The sequence below is a fragment of the Microbacterium sp. NPDC090014 genome, assembly GCF_044748285.1.
Lineage (GTDB): Bacteria > Actinomycetota > Actinomycetes > Actinomycetales > Microbacteriaceae > Microbacterium.
On record NZ_JBIVFS010000001.1, the window covers coordinates 960,239 to 979,501 of the forward strand.

Here is a 19,263-nt window from a genome sequence, read left to right on the forward strand (position 1 = left end):
CTAACCAACAATCACCCTCTCGCCCGACCGCACAGCGGCACCGCCGGCGCGCACCGATTTCGCGCGCCTCGGAGCCTGGAGAATCGTGAACGCCACAGCCACAGCATCCACGGGGAGCAGCCGCATACGCGTGCTGGTCGCCGCCTTCGTCTCCCTCCTTCTGATAGCGGCCGGTGCGGTGATCGTTCCCCCCGCGCACGCAGCGAGCGGGACTGTCGCGACGTCCGTGACCTCTGTCGACACGGCTGGCATCACGGTGCAGGTCGACGCCTCGGGCTTGCCCGACGTCACGCGCATCTATGCAGCGCTCATCGTGAAGGGCACCGAAGCCGGGCTCTCAGGCCCCGGCGGCGGGTACGCGGCGTTCGCGCAGCCGTTCCCCACGGTGACCGCCGGCGCGAGTGCCTTCACTCTGACCGCCGCCGCAGCTGGGCTCGACCGCACTCAGATGTACGAGGTGCTCATCTGGCAGCAGCACTCGGTGCCGAACGCTCAGACCATCTATGCCCGGGGCGACGTCGCCATCTCGGGTGCGCAGTGGGATGCGGTCTTCGGTGTGGAGACGACCGATCCGGGTACGGACCCGGGTACTGACCCGGGTACCGATCCGGGCACGGACCCCGGAACCGATCCGGGCACGGACCCCGGAACCGATCCGGGCACGGACCCCGGAACCGATCCGGGCACGGACCCCGGAACCGACCCCGGAACGAACCCCGCTGCACCAGCGATCGAAGTGTTCCTGGCTGACGGCACGACGCCGGCCGGCACGACCGCACTGAAGGCGGGCGACAAGGTCGTCGTGAAGGGTTCGGGTTACGACCCGACCGCGAACGTCGGGGGCCGCGGCGTGCCGATTCCGGCGAACCTCCCGCAGGGCACGTATGTCGTGTTCGGCAACTTCGCTTCGACCTGGCAGCCCTCCGCGGGCGCCGCGGGAGCAACGCGCTCCGTCGGGGCTCAGGCGTGGGCGCTGGCCGAGGCGGTTCTGAATCAGGTTCCGGCGCAGTTCCAGGGCGCGATCCGCGCCCAGTGGGTGAACATCACAGCCGACGGCACGTTCGAGGCGACGGTGACGCTGAAGGACGCCGCGGCCGCCCCCGGCGCCTACGGCATCTACACCTACGGCGCCGGTGGCGTCACCAACGCCGCTCAGGAGAAGAGCGTCGCCCTCAACTACTCGGGCGCACCCAAGATCACTGTCGCTTCGGCGGTCGCGACGGGTGACCCCGGCATCACCACGACCGTGACCGGCTCCTCGTTCGGCTCGGCGACGGGCGTCTATGCGGCGGTCATCGAGAAGGGCACCGAGGCGAACGTGACTGCAGGCGGCGGGTTCGCCGCCATGCACTACGTTCGCGGCATCACGGGTGGTGCGTTCTCGGTCGATCTCACGGCGAAGGCGGCAGATCTCGATCGCACCAAGAGCTACGAGGTGATCGTCTGGACGCAGCACACGCTGCCGAACGCCCAGACGATCCTCGCTCGCGCGGCGGTCACGGTCAGCGACGCGGACTGGGATGCCATCGAGCCGACGACTCCGGCCGAGCCTGCGATCCAGGTGTTCCTCGCTGACGGCACGACTCCGGCCGGTGCCAACGCGCTGAAGGCAGGTGACAAGGTCGTCGTGAAGGGCTCGGGGTATGACCCGACTGCGAACGTCGGTGGTCGCGGCATGCCGATCCCCGCGAATCTCCCGCAGGGCACGTACGTCGTGTTCGGCAACTTCGCCTCGACCTGGCAGCCCTCGACGGGCGCGGCCGGCTCGACGCGTTCGGTCGGCTCGCAGGCGTGGGCGCTCGCAGAGAGCGTGTTGAATCAGGTTCCCGCGCAGTTCCAGGCCGCGATCCGCGCACAGTGGGTCGACATCGCCGCCGACGGCACCTTCCAGGCGACCCTGACGCTGAAGGATGCTCCGGCGACGCCGGGCTCTTATGGCGTGTACACCTATGGCGCCGGCGGCGTCACCAATGCGACGCAGGAGAAGAGCGTCGCCCTCAACTACGACACCGCCTCGGCCTCGCTCACATCGACCGTGAAGTCCGCGACGGCAGCGGACGGTCTCACTGTCACGGCATCCGGTTCGCAGCTGGGTGATGTCACCGGTGCGTACGTGGCTTTGATCGAGAAGGGCACGGAGGCGGATGTCACCGCCGGGGGTGGCTTCCTGGGGATGCAGTACGTTCGCGGCATCACGGGTGGCGCGTTCAGCGTCGATCTGACTGCAGCTGCTGAGACCCTCGATCGTTCGAAGACCTATGAGGTCATCGCGTGGCAGCAGCGCTCCCTCCCCACCTCGGACACGATCTACGCCCGCTCGACGGTGAAGATCACCGATGCGCAGTGGAACGCGCTGTTGGGTGCTCCGGATGCTCCGGCTCTCACGACCGCGGTGAAGTCCGCGAGCGCGGCTGACGGTCTCACCGTCACTGCCACCGGTTCGAGACTCGGCGACGCGACGGGTGCGTATGTGGCTCTGATCGAGAAGGGCACCGAAGCCGACGTCACGGCTGGTGGTGGCTTCCTCGCAATGGAGTACGTGCGGAACATCACGGGTGGCGCGTTCGCCGTCGATCTGACTGCGGCCGCGCAGACCCTCGACCGTTCGAAGACCTATGAGGTCATCGCGTGGCAGCAGCACACCCTCCCGACCGCGGACACGATCCATGCACGCTCGACCGTCAAGATCACGGATGCACAGTGGAACGCGCTGTTGGGTGCTCCGGATGCTCCGGCTCTCACCACCGCGGTGAAGTCCGCGAGCGCGGCTGACGGTCTCACCGTCACTGCCACCGGTTCGAGACTCGGCGACGCGACGGGTGCGTACGTCGCGCTGATCGAGAAGGGCACGGAGGCGCAGGTCACCGCCGAAGGTGGCTTCCTCGCGATGAAGTTCGTGCAGGGCATCGAGTGGGGCGCGTTCTCCGTCGACCTCAACGCTTCGGCCGAGAGCCTTGACCGCACGAAGACCTATGAGGTCGTCGCGTGGCGGCAGCACACCCTCCCGACCGCGGAGACGATCCACGCACGCTCGACCGTCAAGATCACGGATGCACAGTGGAAGGGCCTGTTCGGCGAGAAGCCCGAGACCCCGCCGACGCCTCCGAACCCGACGACTCCGACCTCGCCGGCGGTCTCGGTGCCTGGCGGCTCGCTGCGGTGGGGCATCTCGACGTCCTTCACGGAGTATGTCGTCGGCGGTATCGCCAAGGGGGCGATCGACGTATCCGGCGGGGCGACCCGTTCGAACGGCGTGTTCCAGTTCGGCCAGACGGTCGGCGGTGACTACAACGCGGCGACCGGTCTCGGCAGTGTGATCTATCGCGGCTCGGTGCGCTTCACCGGTCACAGCGGCGTCCTCGATGTCACGGTGTCGAACCCGCAGGTCACCGTCACCTCCGCAGGCGCGGCGACGCTGTCCGTGACGCATGGCGGCGCCCAGGTGCCCTTTGCGACGCTCGACCTGTCCCGAGCCGCCATCACGACGGCGAACGGCGCGGTGAGTTACTCGGGCGTGCCCGCGTCGCTGACGGCCGAGGGGCGTGACCGCGTGCTTGCGGGCTTCTCGACCAATCTGGATCCCGTGTCGTTCACGATCGGCTCGGTTGCGGCGGCTCCGACCGGCTCCACCGGAACGGTTGCGGCTGCCGTGGTGCAGCCGAAGGCCACGCTCCCCAGCACACCGCCGGCGACGACGGGCATCGAGATCACCGACGAGGAGCTCGCGGCGTTGCAGTCAGGAAAGTCGGCGACGTTCTCGGCATCGGGATTCCAGCCGAACGAGACCGGCATCAAGGTCGTCGTGTACTCGACCCCGGTGCTGCTCGATACGATCTCGGCGGATGCGTCGGGCATCGCGACCTGGTCAGGCTCGCTGCCGGCCAGTCTCGAGGATGGTCCGCACACGCTGACCCTGCAGGGGTCGGTGGTTCGCGGTCTCGAGTTCACCCTGACGCGGGAGGCTGCGGTGATCGGGGCGTGCACGGTCGACGGCGCCACTCTCGAATGGGGATACAAGGAATCGTTCCGCACCTACATCGAGGGCATCGCGGCCGGGGGCTGGACGTTGACCGATGTGGTCTACGAGTACCCCGATTTCGTGTGGTCGAGCGGCGCGGGTTCGTTCGACGACGAGACCCTCGTGGGGCTCGTCGGGTTCGGTGGCAGCATCAACTTCACGGGTCATGATGGCGCGCTGAACACGACTCTGGCCAACGCCCGCCTCGAGCTCGCCGGCGATACCGGCTATCTCGTGTTCGACGTGCTCGGCACCACGCAGGACGGACAGAGCGTCGACCAGAAGGATGTCCGTCTCGCCGAGTTCGCGCTCGGAGACACGACCGTCGTCGACGGAATGCTGTCGCTCGACGGGGTTCCCACCTCCCTCACCGAGGCAGGGGCCGCCGCCTTCGGCACCTATGCCGCCGGCGAGGAGCTCGACCCGGTGACCGCGCGGATCCCTGTCGCGGCCGAGTGCGGTGTCGTGGCTCCGGAAGAGGACGAGCCCGCCGAGTCCCAGGGCACGGCAGCCGCCGCATCCGTCACGGCTGCCACGGACACCGACAGCGCCCCGGTGTGGCCGTGGATCGTCGGAGGCCTGGTGATCGTCGTGCTCGCCGTCGGCGGAGGCGTGCTGATCGGGCGCCGCACTGTGGCGAAGCCGACCGACTCCGAGGTCCCGACCGAGGTCTGATCCTCCGCAGAGCCGCATCGCCGTCCCCGCAGCGCACGCGGGGAGGGCGATGCTCTCTGCGCACGTGGGGGAGCGACCCACAGCCAACGGTGGGACAATGGATGCATGTCCTCCCACGATTCCTCCCAGACGGTCGAGGCGACCGTCCGTCGCGTGCCGCGCTTCGGCGTGTTCATGGGCATCGGCGTCGTGCTCGGCATCATCGCCGCCGGCATCCTGACGATGATGGGCAGCTACGAGCCGTCCGAAGCGGTCAACGTCGTCTACCCGCCAGGGCAGGTGTTCGGATTCCTGCTGCTGTGGACGGTGCCGATCGGCTTCGCCCTCGCGAGCGTCGTCGCGCTGATCCTGGAACGCGTCGCGCGTCGCCACGACCACGTCGTCAGGGTCGAGCACGAGACGATCATCACGAACGACTGATCACGCCCGGGGCGTCACGCCAGTTCGGCGATGATGGGCCGGATCGCCGCGTCGAACGAGACCACGTCGCGGCGCAGGCCGTCGGTCACCGCGACAGTGAGCGCGCCGATCCACCAGATCCCCCGCTGCGAGAACGGCAGCACCTGCACGTTGAGCTCGAACGAGTGCGCACGGCGACCGATCTCGCGCTCGAACTCGGCGATCGCGCTGGCATAGGCGCGATACGACTCGCCCCCGATCGTCCCGCCGCCCGACCGGTTGGCGATCGAGCTGTGGATCGACGACACGTAGCGATCGTGCGCGACGCGGGCGTAGTGCATCGCCGATGCGGCATGCGGCGCGATCGCCTCGGCGAGCTGTTCGGCACCGGTCGCCGGCAGCGCCACCAGCGTGTCGAACCCGTCGACGAGCTCGAGCGGCACGCCGGACGGATGCGCTCGGGGCTCGACGGTCATGTCCCAGTAGGCGCGCCACTGCTTCTCGAGCTCGGGCGTCACCTCGGCGGCATCCGGTGCCCGGACGGGCAGATCGCGCAGGCTCGGAAGATCTTCCGGGGCGCGGATGCCGAGCGATTGCCGCAGCGCGAGCGCGACGAGCACCGGAACGCTCGCGTCCTCGCGGATCAACCACTGCGGCTTGTCGGCCATGGCCCCATCGTAGGAGATGGAGGGAGGGGAGAGGAGGTCTCCGCGGGCGGTAGGCTGGAGGTGTGGCTGCCTCCCCCACCAATCCCTATTCCGAAGCCGGCGTCGATACCGCTGCAGGCGATCTCGCCGTCGAGCTGATGAAGTCTTCCGTGCGCGCGACGCACGGCCCTGAAGTGCTCGGCGGTGTCGGCGGATTCGCCGGACTGTTCGACGCGAGTGCGCTGCGCGACTTCCGTCGTCCGCTGCTCGCCACCAGCACAGACGGCGTCGGCACGAAGGTCGCCATCGCGCAGGCCATCGACAAGCACGACACGATCGGCCAGGACCTGGTCGGCATGGTCGTCGACGACATCGTCGTGGTGGGCGCCAAGCCGCTCTTCATGACCGACTACATCGCGTGCGGCAAGGTCTTCCCGCAGCGCATCGCCGACATCGTGCGCGGCATCGCCGAGGCGTGCACCGCGACGGGCACCGCGCTGATCGGCGGCGAGACCGCCGAGCACCCCGGTCTTCTCGGCCCGCGCGACTACGACGTCGCAGGAGCCGCGACCGGAGTCGTCGAGGCCGACGGCATCCTCGGGGCCGACCGCGTGCAGGACGGCGACGTCGTCATCGCCGTCGAGTCCAGCGGACTGCACTCCAACGGCTATTCCCTCGTGCGCCACATCGTCACGAACGCGGGCATCGGCTACGGCGACAACGCCGCCGACTTCGGCAAGACGTGGGGCGAGGCGCTGCTCGAGCCGACTCGTCTCTACACGCTCCCGCTGCTGCGCCTCATCGAGCAGCTCGGCGGCGGCACAGGCTCCGGCGGGGTCCACTCGCTCAGCCACGTCACCGGCGGCGGCATCGCGGCGAACCTCGCGCGCGTGCTCCCGCAGGGCAGCTGGGTCGAGGTCGACCGCAGCACCTGGTCGCCGAGCCCGGTCTTCCGCGTGCTCAGTGACATCGCCGGGTCCACGCTGGAGTCCGCCGAGGGCACCTGGAACCTCGGAATCGGGTTCCTCGCGATCGTCGCAGCCGACAAGAAGGATGCCGCGATCGCAGCGCTCGCGGCCGACGGCATGCCCGCGTGGCAGGTCGGAACCGTGGGCTTCGGCGCGCGGCCGGCAGGAGAGTTCGAACAGGGCGCCAAGGGCGTCGACGGTGGAGCGGTGCGCCTGATCGGCGCCTACGCGGACGGAGCGAAGTAAGAGTCCATGTGCGGCATCGTCGGAATGGTGGGCTCTGCCCCGGTCAATCAGGACATCTACGACGCACTCCTGCTGTTGCAGCACCGCGGTCAGGATGCAACGGGAATCGCGACCGCCGAGGCGAACGGCGTGATGCACAACGCCAAGGCGCAGGGCATGGTCCGCGAGGCGTTCCGCACTCGTGACATGCGCGGACTCCTCGGCAACGTCGGCCTCGGTCATGTGCGCTACGCGACCAAGGGCACCGCGTCGAACGAAGAGGAGATGCAGCCGTTCTACGTGAACGCGCCCTACGGCATCATCCTCATCCACAACGGCAACCTGACGAACACGCGCGAGCTCACGGCCGACATGGCCAAGCGCGACCGCCGTCACCTCAACTCGTCGAGCGACACCGAGCTGCTGCTCAACGTCCTCGCCGGCGAGCTGCAGAACACGACGTCGACGGTCGACCTCGACGCCGAGCGCGTCTTCGAGGCCGTCGAGCGCACGCACGAGCGCATCGAGGGCGCGTACGCCGTGATCGCGGTGATCGCGGGCTACGGTCTGCTCGCGTTCCGCGACCCGTTCGGCATCCGTCCCCTGATCCTCGGCCGTCGTCCTTCGACCGTCCCCGGCGCAGAGGGCCGCGACGAATGGGTGGTGGCGAGCGAGTCGCTGGTGCTCGAGAACGCCGACTACGAGGTCGTGCGCGAGGTCGAGCCCGGTGAGGCGATCTTCATCACCAACGAGGGCGAGCTGCACAGCCGGCAGTGTGCGAAGGAGACCACTCTCGCGCCCTGCGCGTTCGAGTACGTCTACCTCGCCCGACCCGACTCGGTCATGAACGGCGTCTCGGTCTACGAGTCGCGCCTGCGCATGGGCGACCGTCTCGCCGACACGATCGCGAAGCACGTGCCGATGGACAAGATCGACGTCGTCATGCCGATCCCCGACTCTTCCCGGCCCGCCGCCATGGAGGTCGCCCGCAAGCTGGGCATCGAGTACCGCGAGGGCTTCTACAAGAACCGCTACGTCGGCCGCACCTTCATCATGCCCGGGCAGGCCGTGCGCAAGAAGAGCGTGCGTCAGAAGCTGAACGCGATGTCGACCGAGTTCCAGGGCAAGAACGTGCTGCTGATCGACGACTCGATCGTGCGCGGGACCACGTCGAAGGAGATCATCCAGATGGCCCGGGATGCCGGTGCCACCTCTGTGACGTTCGCCTCCGCGGCTCCGCCGGTGCGTCACCCGCATGTCTACGGCATCAACATGCCGTCGCGTCACGAGCTCATCGCCCACGGCCGGACGATCCCCGAGATCGCCGCCGAGCTGGGCTGTGATCACCTGGTCTATCAGGAGGTCGAGGACCTCAAGGCTGCGATCACCGAGGGATCCGTGCTGAGCGACCTCGACATGAGCTGCTTCGACGGCCGGTACGTCACCGGCACGGTCTCCGACGAGTACCTGGCCTGGGTGGAGGGGTCGCAGACCTCGTGACCTCGGGTGCGCAGCCGCTCTGGCGTGGCCGTGCGCTCGCGCTGGTCGGCATCGTGCTGGTCGCGTTCTCGTTGCGCTCGGCCGTGGCGTCGCTGTCGCCCGTGCTCGACCACGTCGCCGACGACTTCCCGGTCTCGTCGGTCGTCGTCGGCCTGATCGGAGCCGCGCCGCCGGTGTGCTTCGCGGTGTTCGGGCTGTTGACGCCGCTGTTCGAGCGGAGATTCGGACTCGAGCGCGTGGCCGTCGTGGCGATCGCCCTGATCGCCGCCGGGCTGCTGCTGCGCAGCCTCGCCGTCGACTCGACATCGCTGCTCGCCGCGACGGCAGTGGTGTTCGCGGGCGTCGGCTCGGGGAACGTGCTGCTGCCGCCGCTGGTGAAGAAGTACTTCCCCGATCGCCTCGGCCTGATGATGACGGTCTACTCGACCACCATGGCGGTGTCGACGTTCGTGCCGCCGCTGGTCGCAGTGCCGCTCGCCGACTCGGCCGGGTGGCGGGTGTCGCTGGGGCTGTGGGGCGTGTTCGCCGTGATCGCGCTCGTGCCCTGGGTGGCGATGCTCGTCACGAGCCGGGCGGATGCCGTCGCCTCGGCCCCCGCGCGTACGGAGTCCGCCGCGACCGAGATCGAGCGCGACGGCTACGACGCAGCATCCGTGGCGACCGGACCGATCGCGACGACGCCCGCCAACCCGCGGGTCTTCGGTCGGCTGTGGCGGCTGCCGATGGCCTGGTCGATCGCGTTGGTGTTCGCGTCGTCGTCGACGCTGGCCTACGTCTCCTTCGCATGGCTGCCGTCGATCATGATCGACGTGGGCGGGGTCTCACCGGCGAATGCGGGGCTGCTGCTCTCGCTGTTCGGTCTGATGGGCCTGCCGTGCTCTCTGCTCGTGCCCATTCTCATCGTCCGGTTCCAGGCGACCCGTCCTGTGTTCTTCATCTCGATCGCGTGCGGGCTCATCGGGCTGTTCGGATTCCTGTTCCTGCCCACGGTGGCGCTGCCGCTGTGGGTGGTCTTCTACGGCCTCGCACCCGGGCTCTTCCCGCTCGCCCTCGTGCTGCTCAGCATCCGGGCCCGCACGCCCGAGAGCGCGGTGGCCCTCAGCGGTTTCGTGCAGAGCATCGGCTACGCGGTCGCCGCGGTGTTCCCGCTGCTGATCGGCCTGCTGCACGACATGACCGACAGCTGGGAGATTCCCCTGTGGGTGCTCGTGGGGGTTCTGATCGCGGTGATCCCCGCCGGATGGATCGCCGGTCGACGTCGCACCATCGAAGAGGACTGGGAGCGTCGCCACGGTCGCTGGTGACTCGCGGCGGTGAAGGGGCGCCGGTGGATCGGCGTGGGCCCGAGGTCCGTCAGTGCGCTCGCACCTGGTCGCCGACGCTGATCGTGCCGCCGACCCACGGCGCTGACGCATCGGCCGGGTCCTGCGGCGGCAGAAGGAGTCGGCCGAGAGTCGGCTCGTCCTGACCGTGGTCGCTCGTGAGGGTCGTGAGCACCTTCGCGTCGCGAACGCCCGTGTCGGGGTTGGCGTGTGTCGCGAGGCAGCGCACGATCGGCCCCGCGGTGCGGAACGTCACCTCGCCGATGCTCAGCTCGCCGGCCCAGTCGAGCTCCGACCAGGGGGCGACGTCGTCGATGACGACGTTGGAGCGGAACCGGCGGTCATCGATGCCGAAGCCGAGAGAGTCGCTCAGTGCGTCGACACTGCCACGACTGTGCACGGAGACGTAGCCGCGCTCACGATCCTGGAACCTCGGCGTCACACCGTCGCCGACGAGTACGAGCGGCAGTCGTCCGGGGCGCCGGATCCGCCGGCCCTCCGGGCTCGCGAGCACGAACTCGGTCACCGCGTCCGCGAGCTCGCCACGACCGGAGTCATCGAGTCCCGCCTCGACGAGCACGGAACCCTCGTGCTCTATCCGCACGCGCTGCCGATCGTCGTCATAGTCGGTGCGCAACGCCGCGAGGCCCGGGAAGTCCTGCAGGGAGAGTCCCTTCGCCTTCGGCCAGTGGTCGAGTCCGTCACGAGACTCCGGCGCGATCGCGTCGGCGAAGCGGAACGCCAGCACCCGATCGCCGGCGATGCGCCCATCAGGCTGCACGGTGAGGGACTCGACCGACTCGGGCGTGAAGCCCTTGATCGGATGACGGAAGAGGGAGACGACGCGGGCCATGGGTCGATCCTCTCAGGGCACGCGGTGTCCGTCCGTCACGAGCCCGGCGTGGATGCCGAGAGTTCCGGGATTTCGGACACGACGAAACCCCCGTGCGGTGCACGGGGGAATCGATGACGAGCGAAGAGGCGGTCAGGCCTTTTCGAGTTCGTCCTCGTCTTCGTCTGCATACTCGTCGGCCCACTTGTCGACGTATGCGTCTTCAGCGTCGCTCGGGTGCGCGAGTTCGCGTTCGAGCGCCGAGTAGTTCACCGACGGACTGAACGACTTCAGTTCGCGGGCGATCTTGGTGTGTTTCGCCTTTTGACGGCCACGGCCCATGCCTGAGACCCCCTCACGAGTTAAGCTGCGGGCAACGACTGGCCCGAGTCATTCACGACACCGGCTGAGGGCCGGTAAGAGTAGCATTCAGAATAGCACGCGGCCAGACCGCACTGGCCCGTTGGCAGCTGGTGAAGGGAGCGATCCTCATGACCGACAACACCTCGACGCCCTCCGACGAGGCCGCGCAGAACGCGACACTGCAGAAGGCCGTGATCGTCGGGATGCAGCCGGGTCAGCCGAAACGGGTGATCGAAGAGGCGGCGCGATTCGCACGGCTCCTCCGCGTGCCGCTGGTGGTCGCACACGTCGACGTCACGCGCTTCGTCACCTATGAGGACCCCGACGGCTACGTGCACTCGGCGCCCATCGACATCAACTTCGATGCCGGCACGGCCGAGTTCGAGGCCGTGCAGGCCGAGGCGGCTGCGGCCCTCGACGGAACGGGCCTGACATGGACGGCCCGGCAGCTCGTGGGCGATCCGGCGCTCGCCATCAAACAGCTGGCGAACAAGCTCGACGCCCAGCTGATCGTGGTCGGCACACGCAAGCGCGGCATCGGAGAGTCGATCCGCGAGTTCTTCACGGGGTCCGTCGCTGCCCGCCTCGCGCACCGCCAGCACCGGTCGGTGCTCGTCGTGCCGCTGCAGGAGCCCGTGCCCGACGAGCAGCCCGAGATCTGGACCGAGTAGGTCTCGGCATCCCTCGCTGAGTTCCTGGGGATGCGAACGGCCGAAGCCCCTCTCGTCGTGTGACGGGAGGGGCTTCGAGCGTCTCGGCAGGCGTCGGCCGCTGAGCTCAGCGGCCGAGTGACGCCAGCGCGGTGGTGATGCCTCGCGCCGCGGCGTCCAGGCCGTCCTCCAGCTGCGAGACGACGGATGCCGGCAGCGTGCCGCCCTTCGCAACATGCGTGCGGAGGTCGGTGCGCACGCGTGCGCGGAAGGCGTTGATGACGGCATCCGCTCGGTGCAGCTCCTCACGGGTGACGATGCGCTCGTCGTCGCCTGCCGTCCGCGGACGGGACTTGGATGCGGCGCGGTCGTCCTTCTCCGCCGTGGCGAGGTCGGCCCGGAGGCTCTTCATGGCCTCCTTGACGCTCTGCCGCACCTCGTTGGCGATCAGTCGCACCGAGTCGGTCAGGCCGGCCTCGATTCCGGCGAGGTCGCCCTCGCGAGATGTCAGCTCGGCGCGTCCCGCATCCGTGATCGCGTAGATCGTGGTGCGACCGTCGACCGTCTTGGTGACCAGCCCCTCTTCCTCGAGCTTGGCCAGCCGAGGGTAGATGGTGCCGGCGCTCGGCGTGTAGGTGCCGCCCGTGCGATCGGTCAGTGCCTGGATGATCCCGTAGCCGTGCTGCGGCGCCTCGGCGAGCAGCGAGAGCAGGTAGAGCCTGAGGTCGCCGTGCGAGAAGACTGCGGGGCTCATGCTTCCCACTCCGCATCGTCGGTGATCGACTCGGGCGTGCGCCGCAGCACGGTCACGCCGCCGGAGACCGAGTTGGCGCGCAGATCGACGAAGCGTCCTGCGAGCTCGCCCGTCGAGCCGGTGTAGTTGTTGATGCCGGAGGAGCCGCGTTCGACGCCGTCGATCAGCAGTCGCCCGCTCAGCGAGCGGATGACGTAGTTCGCAGCGAGCGACTCGTCGAGGCGCACCGTGGTGCCGCCCGAGACCGAGTTGACGTTGATCGTGTTCACATCGCCTGCGGCGTCGACCAGTGTCGAGCCCGAGACGATGTCGACGGTCGCGCGACGGATGGTGCCCGTGACTGCGACATCGCCCGAGACGCTGTTCGCGCTGATCGATCCCGTGAGTCCGCGCACCTGCACGTCGCCGGAGACCGAGTTGACGGTCAGGTCGCCGATGAGGGTGTCGACGATGAGGTCGCCCGAGACGGTGTTGAGGCGGGCGTCGTTGCGGATGCCCGAGACGAGCGCTCCGGCGCTCACGACGCCGAGGTTGAGGGCGATCGAGCGGGGGACGGCGACGCTCACCTCGGCCTTGGGGCCGCCCGATCCGAAGTTGCGGAACACCTCGAGGAAGTTGTCCCAGCCGAGCTGCGGGTGGTCGATCTCGACCTCGCCGTTGTTCGCCTCGATGCGGAGGTCCTTGGTCGTGACGCCGTGCACCTCGATGCGGATGCCGGGTTCGTCGTGTGCGATGACATCGACCTGACCGCCGACCAGGCCGATCTTCAGTCGGGTGACGTTCTCGATGTCGATGACGCGTTCTTCGCCGGGGGCGATGAGCCACTTCTCGGTCATGTCTGCTTCTCCTGGTTCGAGGGATCACGATATATCGTGTCTGCACAGAGTAACACGATATATCTCGACTCTGTCAAGGGGGGGGGGGGTGTGGCCGGAGCATCCCGTCTGCAGGATCGCGGCACGTCTGCAGGAGAATCCGCCTGGGAGGTTCCTGCAGACGTGCTTCGGTCCTGCACACGGTCTGGACGATCCGGCCTGCACACGGTCTCGACGATCCGGCCTCCACACGGTCTGGACGACCGGGCCTGAAACACAGGAAACAGCCCAGGAGGACGCCTCAGACGAGAGGCGGGGTGTGCCAGATCCGGTCGATGTAATCGCGGATCGAACGGTCGGACGAGAAGAAACCGGTGCGGGCGACGTTGAGGATCGCTGAGCGGTTCCACGCGTCCTGGTCGGCGTACGCGGCATCCACTCTGCTCTGTGCCTCGATGTACGACGCATAGTCGGCGAGCACCATGAAGCGGTCTTCGTAGAGGAGATTCGAGACGATGGGCTCGAACACCGAGCGGTCGCCGCGGGAGAAGGCCCCGGATGCGATCAGGTCGATCGCCCGGCGGAGTCCCTCGTCGTGCTGGTAGAACTCCTGCGGCCGGTAACCGCGGATGCTGAGCGCCTCGACCTCGGGCTCGCTCATGCCGAACAGATAGAAATGGTCGTCGCCGACGAGCTCGCGGATCTCGACGTTCGCCCCGTCGTCCGTCCCGATCGTGAGCGCGCCGTTCAGCGCGAACTTCATGTTGCCGGTGCCCGACGCCTCCTTGCCGGCGAGCGAGATCTGCTCCGACAGGTCGGCGGCGGGGATGACCCGCTCGGCCAGCGTCACGTTGTAGTTCGGAGGGAAGACGACCGTGAGGCGGCCTTCCAGCCGAGGGTCGGTGTTCACGACCTCGCCGACCGCGTTGATGAGGTGGATGATGCGCTTCGCCATCGCGTAGCCGGGAGCCGCCTTCGCCCCGAAGATCGCGGTGCGCGGCACGACATCCGACACTGCGAGGCGTCCGGAGATCACCCCCTCGTAGGTGGTGACGATGTGCAGCACCTTGAGCAGCTGACGCTTGTACTCGTGCAGGCGCTTGACCATCACATCCAACATGTGGCCGTCGCTGATCTCGACACCGTCGCGTTCGCGCAGCGCGTCGCTCAGGCGGCGCTTGTTGGCGGCCTTCACCGAGGCGAACGCGGCGCGGAACTCGGCATCATCGGCGAAGGGCTCGAGTTCGCGCAGGCGTTCCAGATCGGTGGTCCAGCCCTCGCCGATCGCCGCGGTGATGAGCGACGAGAGCTCGGGATTGGCGAGGCGGAGGAAGCGCCGCGGCGTCACGCCGTTGGTCACGTTCGTGAACTTGTCGGGGAAGAACGCATCGAAGTCGCTCAGCACCTTGTCGCGCAGCAGCTGCGAGTGCAGTTCGGCGACGCCGTTGACCTTGGCGCCCGCGACGGTCGCGAGGTATGCCATGCGCACCGAGCGGACCGGGTGCTCCGCGATGATCGACATGTTGCGCACGAGCATCTCGTCATCGCCGAACCGCTCGCGCACCGCGACGAGGAACTCGTCGTTGATGCGATAGATGATCTCGAGGTGGCGAGGCAGCAGGCGTCCGAGCAGCTCGACCGGCCACACCTCCAGCGCCTCCGGAAGCAGTGTGTGGCACGTGTAGGCGAAGCACTGCTGCGTGATGGCCCACGCGGCATCCCACTCGAGATGCCTCTCGTCGACGAGCACCCGCATGAACTCGGGCACAGCGATCACCGGGTGCGTGTCGTTGAGCTGGAAGATCACGCGGTCGGGGAGGTTCGCGAGCTCGAAGCCGTCGGCGAGCATGTTGTCGAGGAAGTCGTGGATCGACGCGGCGACGAAGAAGTACTGCTGCTGCAGACGCAGTTCCTTGCCCTGCGGCGTGGAGTCCTCGGGGTAGAGCACCTTCGAGATGGTCTCGGCGTAGGTCTGCGCGCGCACCGCCTCTTCGTAGTCGCCGGAGTTGAAGATGCGCAGGTCGAACGCGCTGGTGGCGACGGCGCTCCACAGGCGCAGGGTGTTGACCCGCCCGTTGAGGAACCCAGGGACCATGTAGTTGTACGGCACCGCCTGCACGTTCCACGCCGGCACCCAGCGGCTGCGCGTGATGCCGTCGTCGTCGTACTTCTCAGTGTGGCCGCCGAACGCGATGGTCTGTGCGTCTTCGGGACGGGCGAACTCCCACGGCGAACCGAGCGTGAGCCAGGAGTCGGGCTGTTCGACCTGCTGGCCGTCGACGAACGTCTGTCGGAAGATCCCGTACTCGTAGCGGATGCCGTATCCGATGCTGGGCACGCCCATCGTGGCAAGCGAGTCGACGAAGCAGGCCGCGAGGCGCCCGAGCCCACCGTTGCCGAGACCGGGCTCGACCTCGTGCGCGCGCAGGTCGTCGAGCGAGACGCCGCACGCGGCGAGGGCCTCGTCGGCGATGTCGGTGAGGCCGGCCGCGAGCAGATTGTTGTCGAGCTGGCGACCGAGCAGGTACTCCGCCGAGAGATAGCAGACGCCCTTCGCCTGCGTCTCCTTCTGGTGACGCAGATCCTCGAGCCAGCGAGCCATCAGGTAGTCGCGCACCGTGTGCGCGAGCGCGAGATAGCGGTCGTTCGCGCTCGATGCCGACAGTGCGACGCCGCGCTCGAGATTGAGGTTGTGCAGAAATCGCTTCACGAACTCGTCGACGGTGCTCGGGGGAGCGATCACCGGAGCGAGGGCGAGCGGATGCATGGCGGAGTGTGATTCGGGCACGTGTCGACCGTAGCGATGGTGGGGCCACAACGTGTGACGAGCGGATGAAGAATATCGGTTGGCGTCACTCGACCGCCCGCGAGGTGGCGGTGCGGCGAGCCCGACTGACGGACCACAGGATCCGGCCGTCGTTGAAGACCGGAATGAGGAACACGGCATGCGCCAGGTACCACCCGTGCAGCTGGAGTCCCGGCGCGAGCAGCCACAGGGCGGCTCCGACGACGACGCACGCGCCAGGACCCGCGAGGGCGGCGAGCACGGCGTCCCGGTCGCCGACTCGGCCGTGCGGACTGATCGACGTCCTCCACAGCGAGCGCTCGAGCGTGATCGCCGTGACGCCGGTCGCCCGGGACAGCACGGCGAGGTGCCCGAGTTCATGCAGCGCGAACGACCCGCCGAGGCCGGCGGCGTAGTGGACTGCGATCATCAGTGCGGCCTCGACGATCGCGGGCTGCCCGGTGATCGCGCCCAGAGCGACGGTCGCGGTCAGCAGAACCGCGAACACGGTGTTCATCGGCCAGGCGGCGAGCAGCAGCCATCGGCAGACCAGAACCCCATCGATGCGCGACGCACTGACCGACCACATGTCAGTCGGCCTCGGCGAGGAGCTGCCTCTTCCGTTCGAGAAGGCCGTCGTGCACGACGAACACGGCGAGGATGAACACGGCGACCACGATCACGCCGAGGATCAGCGGAAGGGGATCGTTGACGCCGGTGCCGAGCTGGACCGCGCCCTCGGCGCTCTGCCGGACGTCGACGAAGACCGAGTCGAAGAATCCCAGGCGTCGGCCCTCGGTGGATCCTCCGGTGAACATCAGCCAGATCGCGGCCGTGACGGCGGATCCTGCGATGACGACGAGCGCTCCGACGACGCTGATGGCGGCCCTAAACAACCACTTCATGACGAGAGGTCCTTTCTATCCTGTCCATCCCTGCGATGGAGAGTGCGGCGGCGATCAGGGTGAGCGCGAGCATCACTCCGACCGTGAACAGTGGGGGAAGACCCAGGAGGTTGGTGCCGAGCATGATCGTGCCCGTCACGAGGCCGGCGACGGCGGCTCCCGCGATGACCGAGAAGGGGTTGCCCTTCTCGGGCGGGAAGGCGATGCCGGCGAGGGTGAGTACGATGACGTTCGACACCGCGAAGCCGACGACGGAGAGGATCTCGTCGAGCCTCGCCCCGGTGAGAGCGGACAGGATGCTGATCGGCGGTGCGATGATCGCGAGGGTCGCCAGCTGGGGTCCGATCACGAGCACGTACCGCGTGCCTGGACCATGACGGCGCGGACCGCACGCCCGCAGGGGCTCCGTCGAGACGTAGGCGTACACGGACTGCACGGTGACGGCCAGCAGCAGGATCGGCGGGAGTCGGATGTCGGCGAGGAAGAGCGCATAGGAGCCTGCGAGGGAGATGCCGCAGACCGTCACCGTCTCGATTCCCCTGATGTGGGCGGCGAAGTACGCGCCGAACTCCGTGGGGCCGAACAGGCGGGGCACGATCGCGAAGCGACGGGTCGGATCGAACTGTCGCGGCGCGATCGCGAAGACGGCGCAGACCAGCAGCGCCAGCATGGCCAGCCAGATGCCCGTGGCCGCCATGGTCCCGTGACTCGCGGCGATGTCGGCGAAGAGCAGCTGCACCGCGAAGTAGTCGTCGCCCTGGCCGACCGCCGCGAAGAGCACGGAATCCGACTGCGTCGACACGCCGAGGTAGAGGGCGACGAGGGTCGCCGCCAGCACCACCGGCACGAGGAACGCCCGGAGCCTCGCCAGCCGCAGACGCAGCAGCAGTCGCTCGAGGCCCAGGTAGTAGACGCTCGCGACGAGATAGGCGACGGTCGAGGGCATGACCAGGCAGGTGATGACCTGATCGAGGATCCCGAATCCGCCGATCGAGATCGTGCCGGTGACCAACGCGCCGAGCATGAGCACCACGCCGAGGCCCACGACCAGCGACTCGAAGAGCATGAATCCCAGCGTTCGCGCCCGATTGGTCAGGGGGAAAGAGAACGTGAGCTCGACCAGATCGCTCGCCTTCATGAAGAGCACGCGCACGACCGTGAAGACCGTCAGGACCCACAGCGGGGTCGACACGCCGACGACGCGCAGAAGCGGGGAGAGCTGCTCGGGCTCGCTGATCAGTTGGCGGAGGATCACCACCCCGAACGCGCAGAAGCCGACGAAAGCGGCAAGACCGGCGAGAGCGATCGTCCAGCGCACCGACGGCAGGCGCAGCACGCCCCGACGAGCGATGCGCCTGACGAGGAACACCGAGAGGAAGCCGGCGAGCTGCAGGGCGGGGGTCATTCCACCGCCCTCGACGGCTGCGCGATCGCGGTCTTGACGAGGGAGTCGACCGAGCCGAATTCGCGCAGGATGCGGGGGAGCGGGAGGTCGAAGGCGATCTCTCCGCGACGCAGCACGATGATGCGGTCGCACACGGCCTCGAGAAGACGGAAGTCATGGCTGCACAGCAGCAGCCCCTTCGCCCCTCCGATCCGGGATGCATCCGTCTCGAATTCGAAGAGCGCATCGACGTCGACGCCGTTGAGCGTCTCGTCGATGATCGTGAGCGGGCGCTCGAGCAGAAGCGTCGAGATGAGCTGGATCTTCTTGCGCATGCCGTGCGAGTAGTCCTCGATGAGGTCGAACTGACGCGCCTCCATCTGATAGCGGCTGAGGAGTTCGTCGGCCCTGGTCGGGTCGGCACGGTGGCGATAGAGGCGGAGCATCAGATCGAGGTACTCGCGCCCCGTCAGGAACTGCGGCAGGTAGTCGTTGCTCGCGATGAAAGCCAGCTGCTCGCGCGATGCGCGGTCCTGATGAGGGCGCCCGGTGATGCGGATGCTCCCCTGGCCGAGCTGCAGCAGATCGGCGGTGAGGCGGATGAGCGTCGACTTGCCCGATCCGTTGGGTCCGACGAGACCCACTTTCTCGCCGCGCTCGATCGCGAACGACACATCACGGAGCGCCGGAGCGCGCTTCGAGTAGGCGAACGAGACCGATGAGACGTCGAGGAGGACGCGCGGGTCCGGTGCGAAGCCGCCGCTTCCGGACATCGGGGTCGATGTCCGGAAGCGACGAGGGGTTAGACGCATTCGATCCACACTGAGACGCCGCTCTTGCCCCACTGCCAGTTGCCGGTGAAGCGCCTGCCACCCGCCTTGAAGAAGCACCACAGCGCCAGCGCTGCCAGGAACGCGACGCCGAACACGAGAATCGCCGCGATCACCACCAGCCACCAGGCATCGAGACGCATGATCGCCTCATCCAGTGCGTCCTGTGCGCGGCGCTTCATCAGCGTCGG

General features: G+C 68.0%; 17 protein-coding genes. 6 read left to right on the forward strand and 11 right to left on the reverse strand.

The annotated features are described in order from the left end of the window. Positions 1-85: 85 nt before the first annotated feature. Both ACIPV5_RS04670 and ACIPV5_RS04675 read left to right on the forward strand, forming a co-directional pair. A complete protein-coding gene (locus ACIPV5_RS04670) occupies positions 86-4,693 on the forward strand; it encodes an HtaA domain-containing protein (RefSeq protein ID WP_400340056.1) in 4,608 nt (1,535 codons plus the stop codon). Positions 4,694-4,798: 105 nt separating this feature from the next. Beyond that, entirely contained in the window at positions 4,799-5,113 is a 315-nt protein-coding gene (locus ACIPV5_RS04675) for a potassium transporter Trk (protein ID WP_400340059.1), read from the forward strand. A 14-nt stretch (positions 5,114-5,127) separates the two neighbouring features. Here the strand turns inward: ACIPV5_RS04675 and ACIPV5_RS04680 are convergent, their stop codons facing one another. Further along, positions 5,128-5,760 (reverse strand): zinc-binding alcohol dehydrogenase, encoded by a 633-nt coding sequence (locus tag ACIPV5_RS04680; RefSeq protein ID WP_400340060.1) that lies wholly within the window; start codon positions 5,758-5,760, stop codon positions 5,128-5,130. Positions 5,761-5,822: 62 nt separating this feature from the next. On the opposite strand from ACIPV5_RS04680, the gene purM reads away from it, so the two are divergent. Genes purM through ACIPV5_RS04695 form a run of 3 tightly spaced genes read left to right on the forward strand, consistent with a single transcriptional unit; the run spans position 5,823 to position 9,736 of the window. Beyond that, on the forward strand, positions 5,823-6,953 hold the full coding sequence (gene purM / locus ACIPV5_RS04685; RefSeq protein WP_400340063.1) for a phosphoribosylformylglycinamidine cyclo-ligase: 1,131 nt from the start codon (positions 5,823-5,825) through the stop codon (positions 6,951-6,953). Positions 6,954-6,959: 6 nt separating this feature from the next. Then, positions 6,960-8,432 carry an amidophosphoribosyltransferase gene (purF, locus tag ACIPV5_RS04690; RefSeq protein WP_053098615.1) on the forward strand — a complete coding sequence of 491 codons (1,473 nt, stop codon included), beginning with the start codon at positions 6,960-6,962 and terminating at the stop codon, positions 8,430-8,432. Beyond that, complete coding sequence (locus ACIPV5_RS04695; protein WP_400340066.1) at positions 8,429-9,736, forward strand: MFS transporter; 1,308 nt, start codon at positions 8,429-8,431, stop codon at positions 9,734-9,736. Before purF ends, ACIPV5_RS04695 begins: the two co-directional genes overlap by 4 nt. Positions 9,737-9,785: 49 nt before the next feature. Here ACIPV5_RS04695 and ACIPV5_RS04700 read toward each other — a convergent pair whose 3' ends face one another. Next, the gene (locus ACIPV5_RS04700) at positions 9,786-10,607 is read right to left on the reverse strand and encodes an MOSC domain-containing protein (protein ID WP_400340069.1); all 822 of its coding nucleotides are present in this window, start codon (positions 10,605-10,607) and stop codon (positions 9,786-9,788) included. Positions 10,608-10,739: 132 nt separating this feature from the next. After that, positions 10,740-10,928, reverse strand: a complete 189-nt coding sequence (locus ACIPV5_RS04705; RefSeq protein WP_042537993.1) for a DUF3073 domain-containing protein — start codon at positions 10,926-10,928, stop codon at positions 10,740-10,742. Between the two features lie 149 nt (positions 10,929-11,077). On the opposite strand from ACIPV5_RS04705, the gene ACIPV5_RS04710 reads away from it, so the two are divergent. After that, positions 11,078-11,620, forward strand: coding sequence for a universal stress protein (locus ACIPV5_RS04710; protein ID WP_053098618.1), 543 nt, complete (start codon positions 11,078-11,080; stop codon positions 11,618-11,620). A 106-nt stretch (positions 11,621-11,726) separates the two neighbouring features. On the opposite strand, the gene ACIPV5_RS04715 is transcribed toward ACIPV5_RS04710, so the two are convergent. The 8 genes from ACIPV5_RS04715 to ACIPV5_RS04750 form a co-directional block, all read right to left on the reverse strand. Then, complete coding sequence (locus tag ACIPV5_RS04715) at positions 11,727-12,353, reverse strand: PadR family transcriptional regulator (RefSeq protein ID WP_400340072.1); 627 nt, start codon at positions 12,351-12,353, stop codon at positions 11,727-11,729. Continuing rightward, a complete protein-coding gene (locus ACIPV5_RS04720) occupies positions 12,350-13,189 on the reverse strand; it encodes a DUF4097 family beta strand repeat-containing protein (RefSeq protein ID WP_053098620.1) in 840 nt (279 codons plus the stop codon). The genes ACIPV5_RS04715 and ACIPV5_RS04720 overlap by 4 nt, the downstream gene beginning before the upstream one ends. Before the next feature lie 280 nt (positions 13,190-13,469). Continuing rightward, on the reverse strand, positions 13,470-15,935 hold the full coding sequence (locus tag ACIPV5_RS04725; protein ID WP_400341241.1) for a glycogen/starch/alpha-glucan phosphorylase: 2,466 nt from the start codon (positions 15,933-15,935) through the stop codon (positions 13,470-13,472). Positions 15,936-16,020: 85 nt separating this feature from the next. Beyond that, on the reverse strand, positions 16,021-16,542 hold the full coding sequence (locus tag ACIPV5_RS04730; RefSeq protein WP_400340075.1) for a hypothetical protein: 522 nt from the start codon (positions 16,540-16,542) through the stop codon (positions 16,021-16,023). A 1-nt stretch (position 16,543) separates the two neighbouring features. Further along, positions 16,544-16,858: a hypothetical protein gene (locus ACIPV5_RS04735; RefSeq protein WP_400340076.1), complete on the reverse strand. Its 315-nt coding sequence runs from the start codon at positions 16,856-16,858 to the stop codon at positions 16,544-16,546. Then, complete coding sequence (locus ACIPV5_RS04740) at positions 16,842-18,263, reverse strand: hypothetical protein (RefSeq protein WP_400340079.1); 1,422 nt, start codon at positions 18,261-18,263, stop codon at positions 16,842-16,844. Before ACIPV5_RS04740 ends, ACIPV5_RS04735 begins: the two co-directional genes overlap by 17 nt. After that, a complete protein-coding gene (locus tag ACIPV5_RS04745; protein WP_363519391.1) occupies positions 18,260-19,054 on the reverse strand; it encodes an ABC transporter ATP-binding protein in 795 nt (264 codons plus the stop codon). Before ACIPV5_RS04745 ends, ACIPV5_RS04740 begins: the two co-directional genes overlap by 4 nt. Further along, the gene (locus tag ACIPV5_RS04750) at positions 19,045-19,254 is read right to left on the reverse strand and encodes a hypothetical protein (RefSeq protein WP_201778466.1); all 210 of its coding nucleotides are present in this window, start codon (positions 19,252-19,254) and stop codon (positions 19,045-19,047) included. The genes ACIPV5_RS04745 and ACIPV5_RS04750 overlap by 10 nt, the downstream gene beginning before the upstream one ends. Positions 19,255-19,263 lie beyond the last annotated feature (9 nt).

Coding starts and splice junctions, on each gene's coding strand:
- ACIPV5_RS04705 (WP_042537993.1), bottom strand. CDS start 10,928: ATGGGCCGTGGCCGTCAAAAGGCGAAACACACCAAGATCGCCCGCGAA.
- ACIPV5_RS04700 (WP_400340069.1), bottom strand. CDS start 10,607: ATGGCCCGCGTCGTCTCCCTCTTCCGTCATCCGATCAAGGGCTTCACG.
- ACIPV5_RS04675 (WP_400340059.1), top strand. CDS start 4,799: ATGTCCTCCCACGATTCCTCCCAGACGGTCGAGGCGACCGTCCGTCGC.
- ACIPV5_RS04740 (WP_400340079.1), bottom strand. CDS start 18,263: ATGACCCCCGCCCTGCAGCTCGCCGGCTTCCTCTCGGTGTTCCTCGTC.
- ACIPV5_RS04680 (WP_400340060.1), bottom strand. CDS start 5,760: ATGGCCGACAAGCCGCAGTGGTTGATCCGCGAGGACGCGAGCGTTCCG.
- ACIPV5_RS04750 (WP_201778466.1), bottom strand. CDS start 19,254: ATGAAGCGCCGCGCACAGGACGCACTGGATGAGGCGATCATGCGTCTC.
- ACIPV5_RS04715 (WP_400340072.1), bottom strand. CDS start 12,353: ATGAGCCCCGCAGTCTTCTCGCACGGCGACCTCAGGCTCTACCTGCTC.
- ACIPV5_RS04720 (WP_053098620.1), bottom strand. CDS start 13,189: ATGACCGAGAAGTGGCTCATCGCCCCCGGCGAAGAACGCGTCATCGAC.
- ACIPV5_RS04730 (WP_400340075.1), bottom strand. CDS start 16,542: ATGTGGTCGGTCAGTGCGTCGCGCATCGATGGGGTTCTGGTCTGCCGA.
- ACIPV5_RS04745 (WP_363519391.1), bottom strand. CDS start 19,054: ATGCGTCTAACCCCTCGTCGCTTCCGGACATCGACCCCGATGTCCGGA.
- ACIPV5_RS04710 (WP_053098618.1), top strand. CDS start 11,078: ATGACCGACAACACCTCGACGCCCTCCGACGAGGCCGCGCAGAACGCG.
- ACIPV5_RS04735 (WP_400340076.1), bottom strand. CDS start 16,858: ATGAAGTGGTTGTTTAGGGCCGCCATCAGCGTCGTCGGAGCGCTCGTC.
- ACIPV5_RS04725 (WP_400341241.1), bottom strand. CDS start 15,935: ATGCATCCGCTCGCCCTCGCTCCGGTGATCGCTCCCCCGAGCACCGTC.
- purF (WP_053098615.1), top strand. CDS start 6,960: ATGTGCGGCATCGTCGGAATGGTGGGCTCTGCCCCGGTCAATCAGGAC.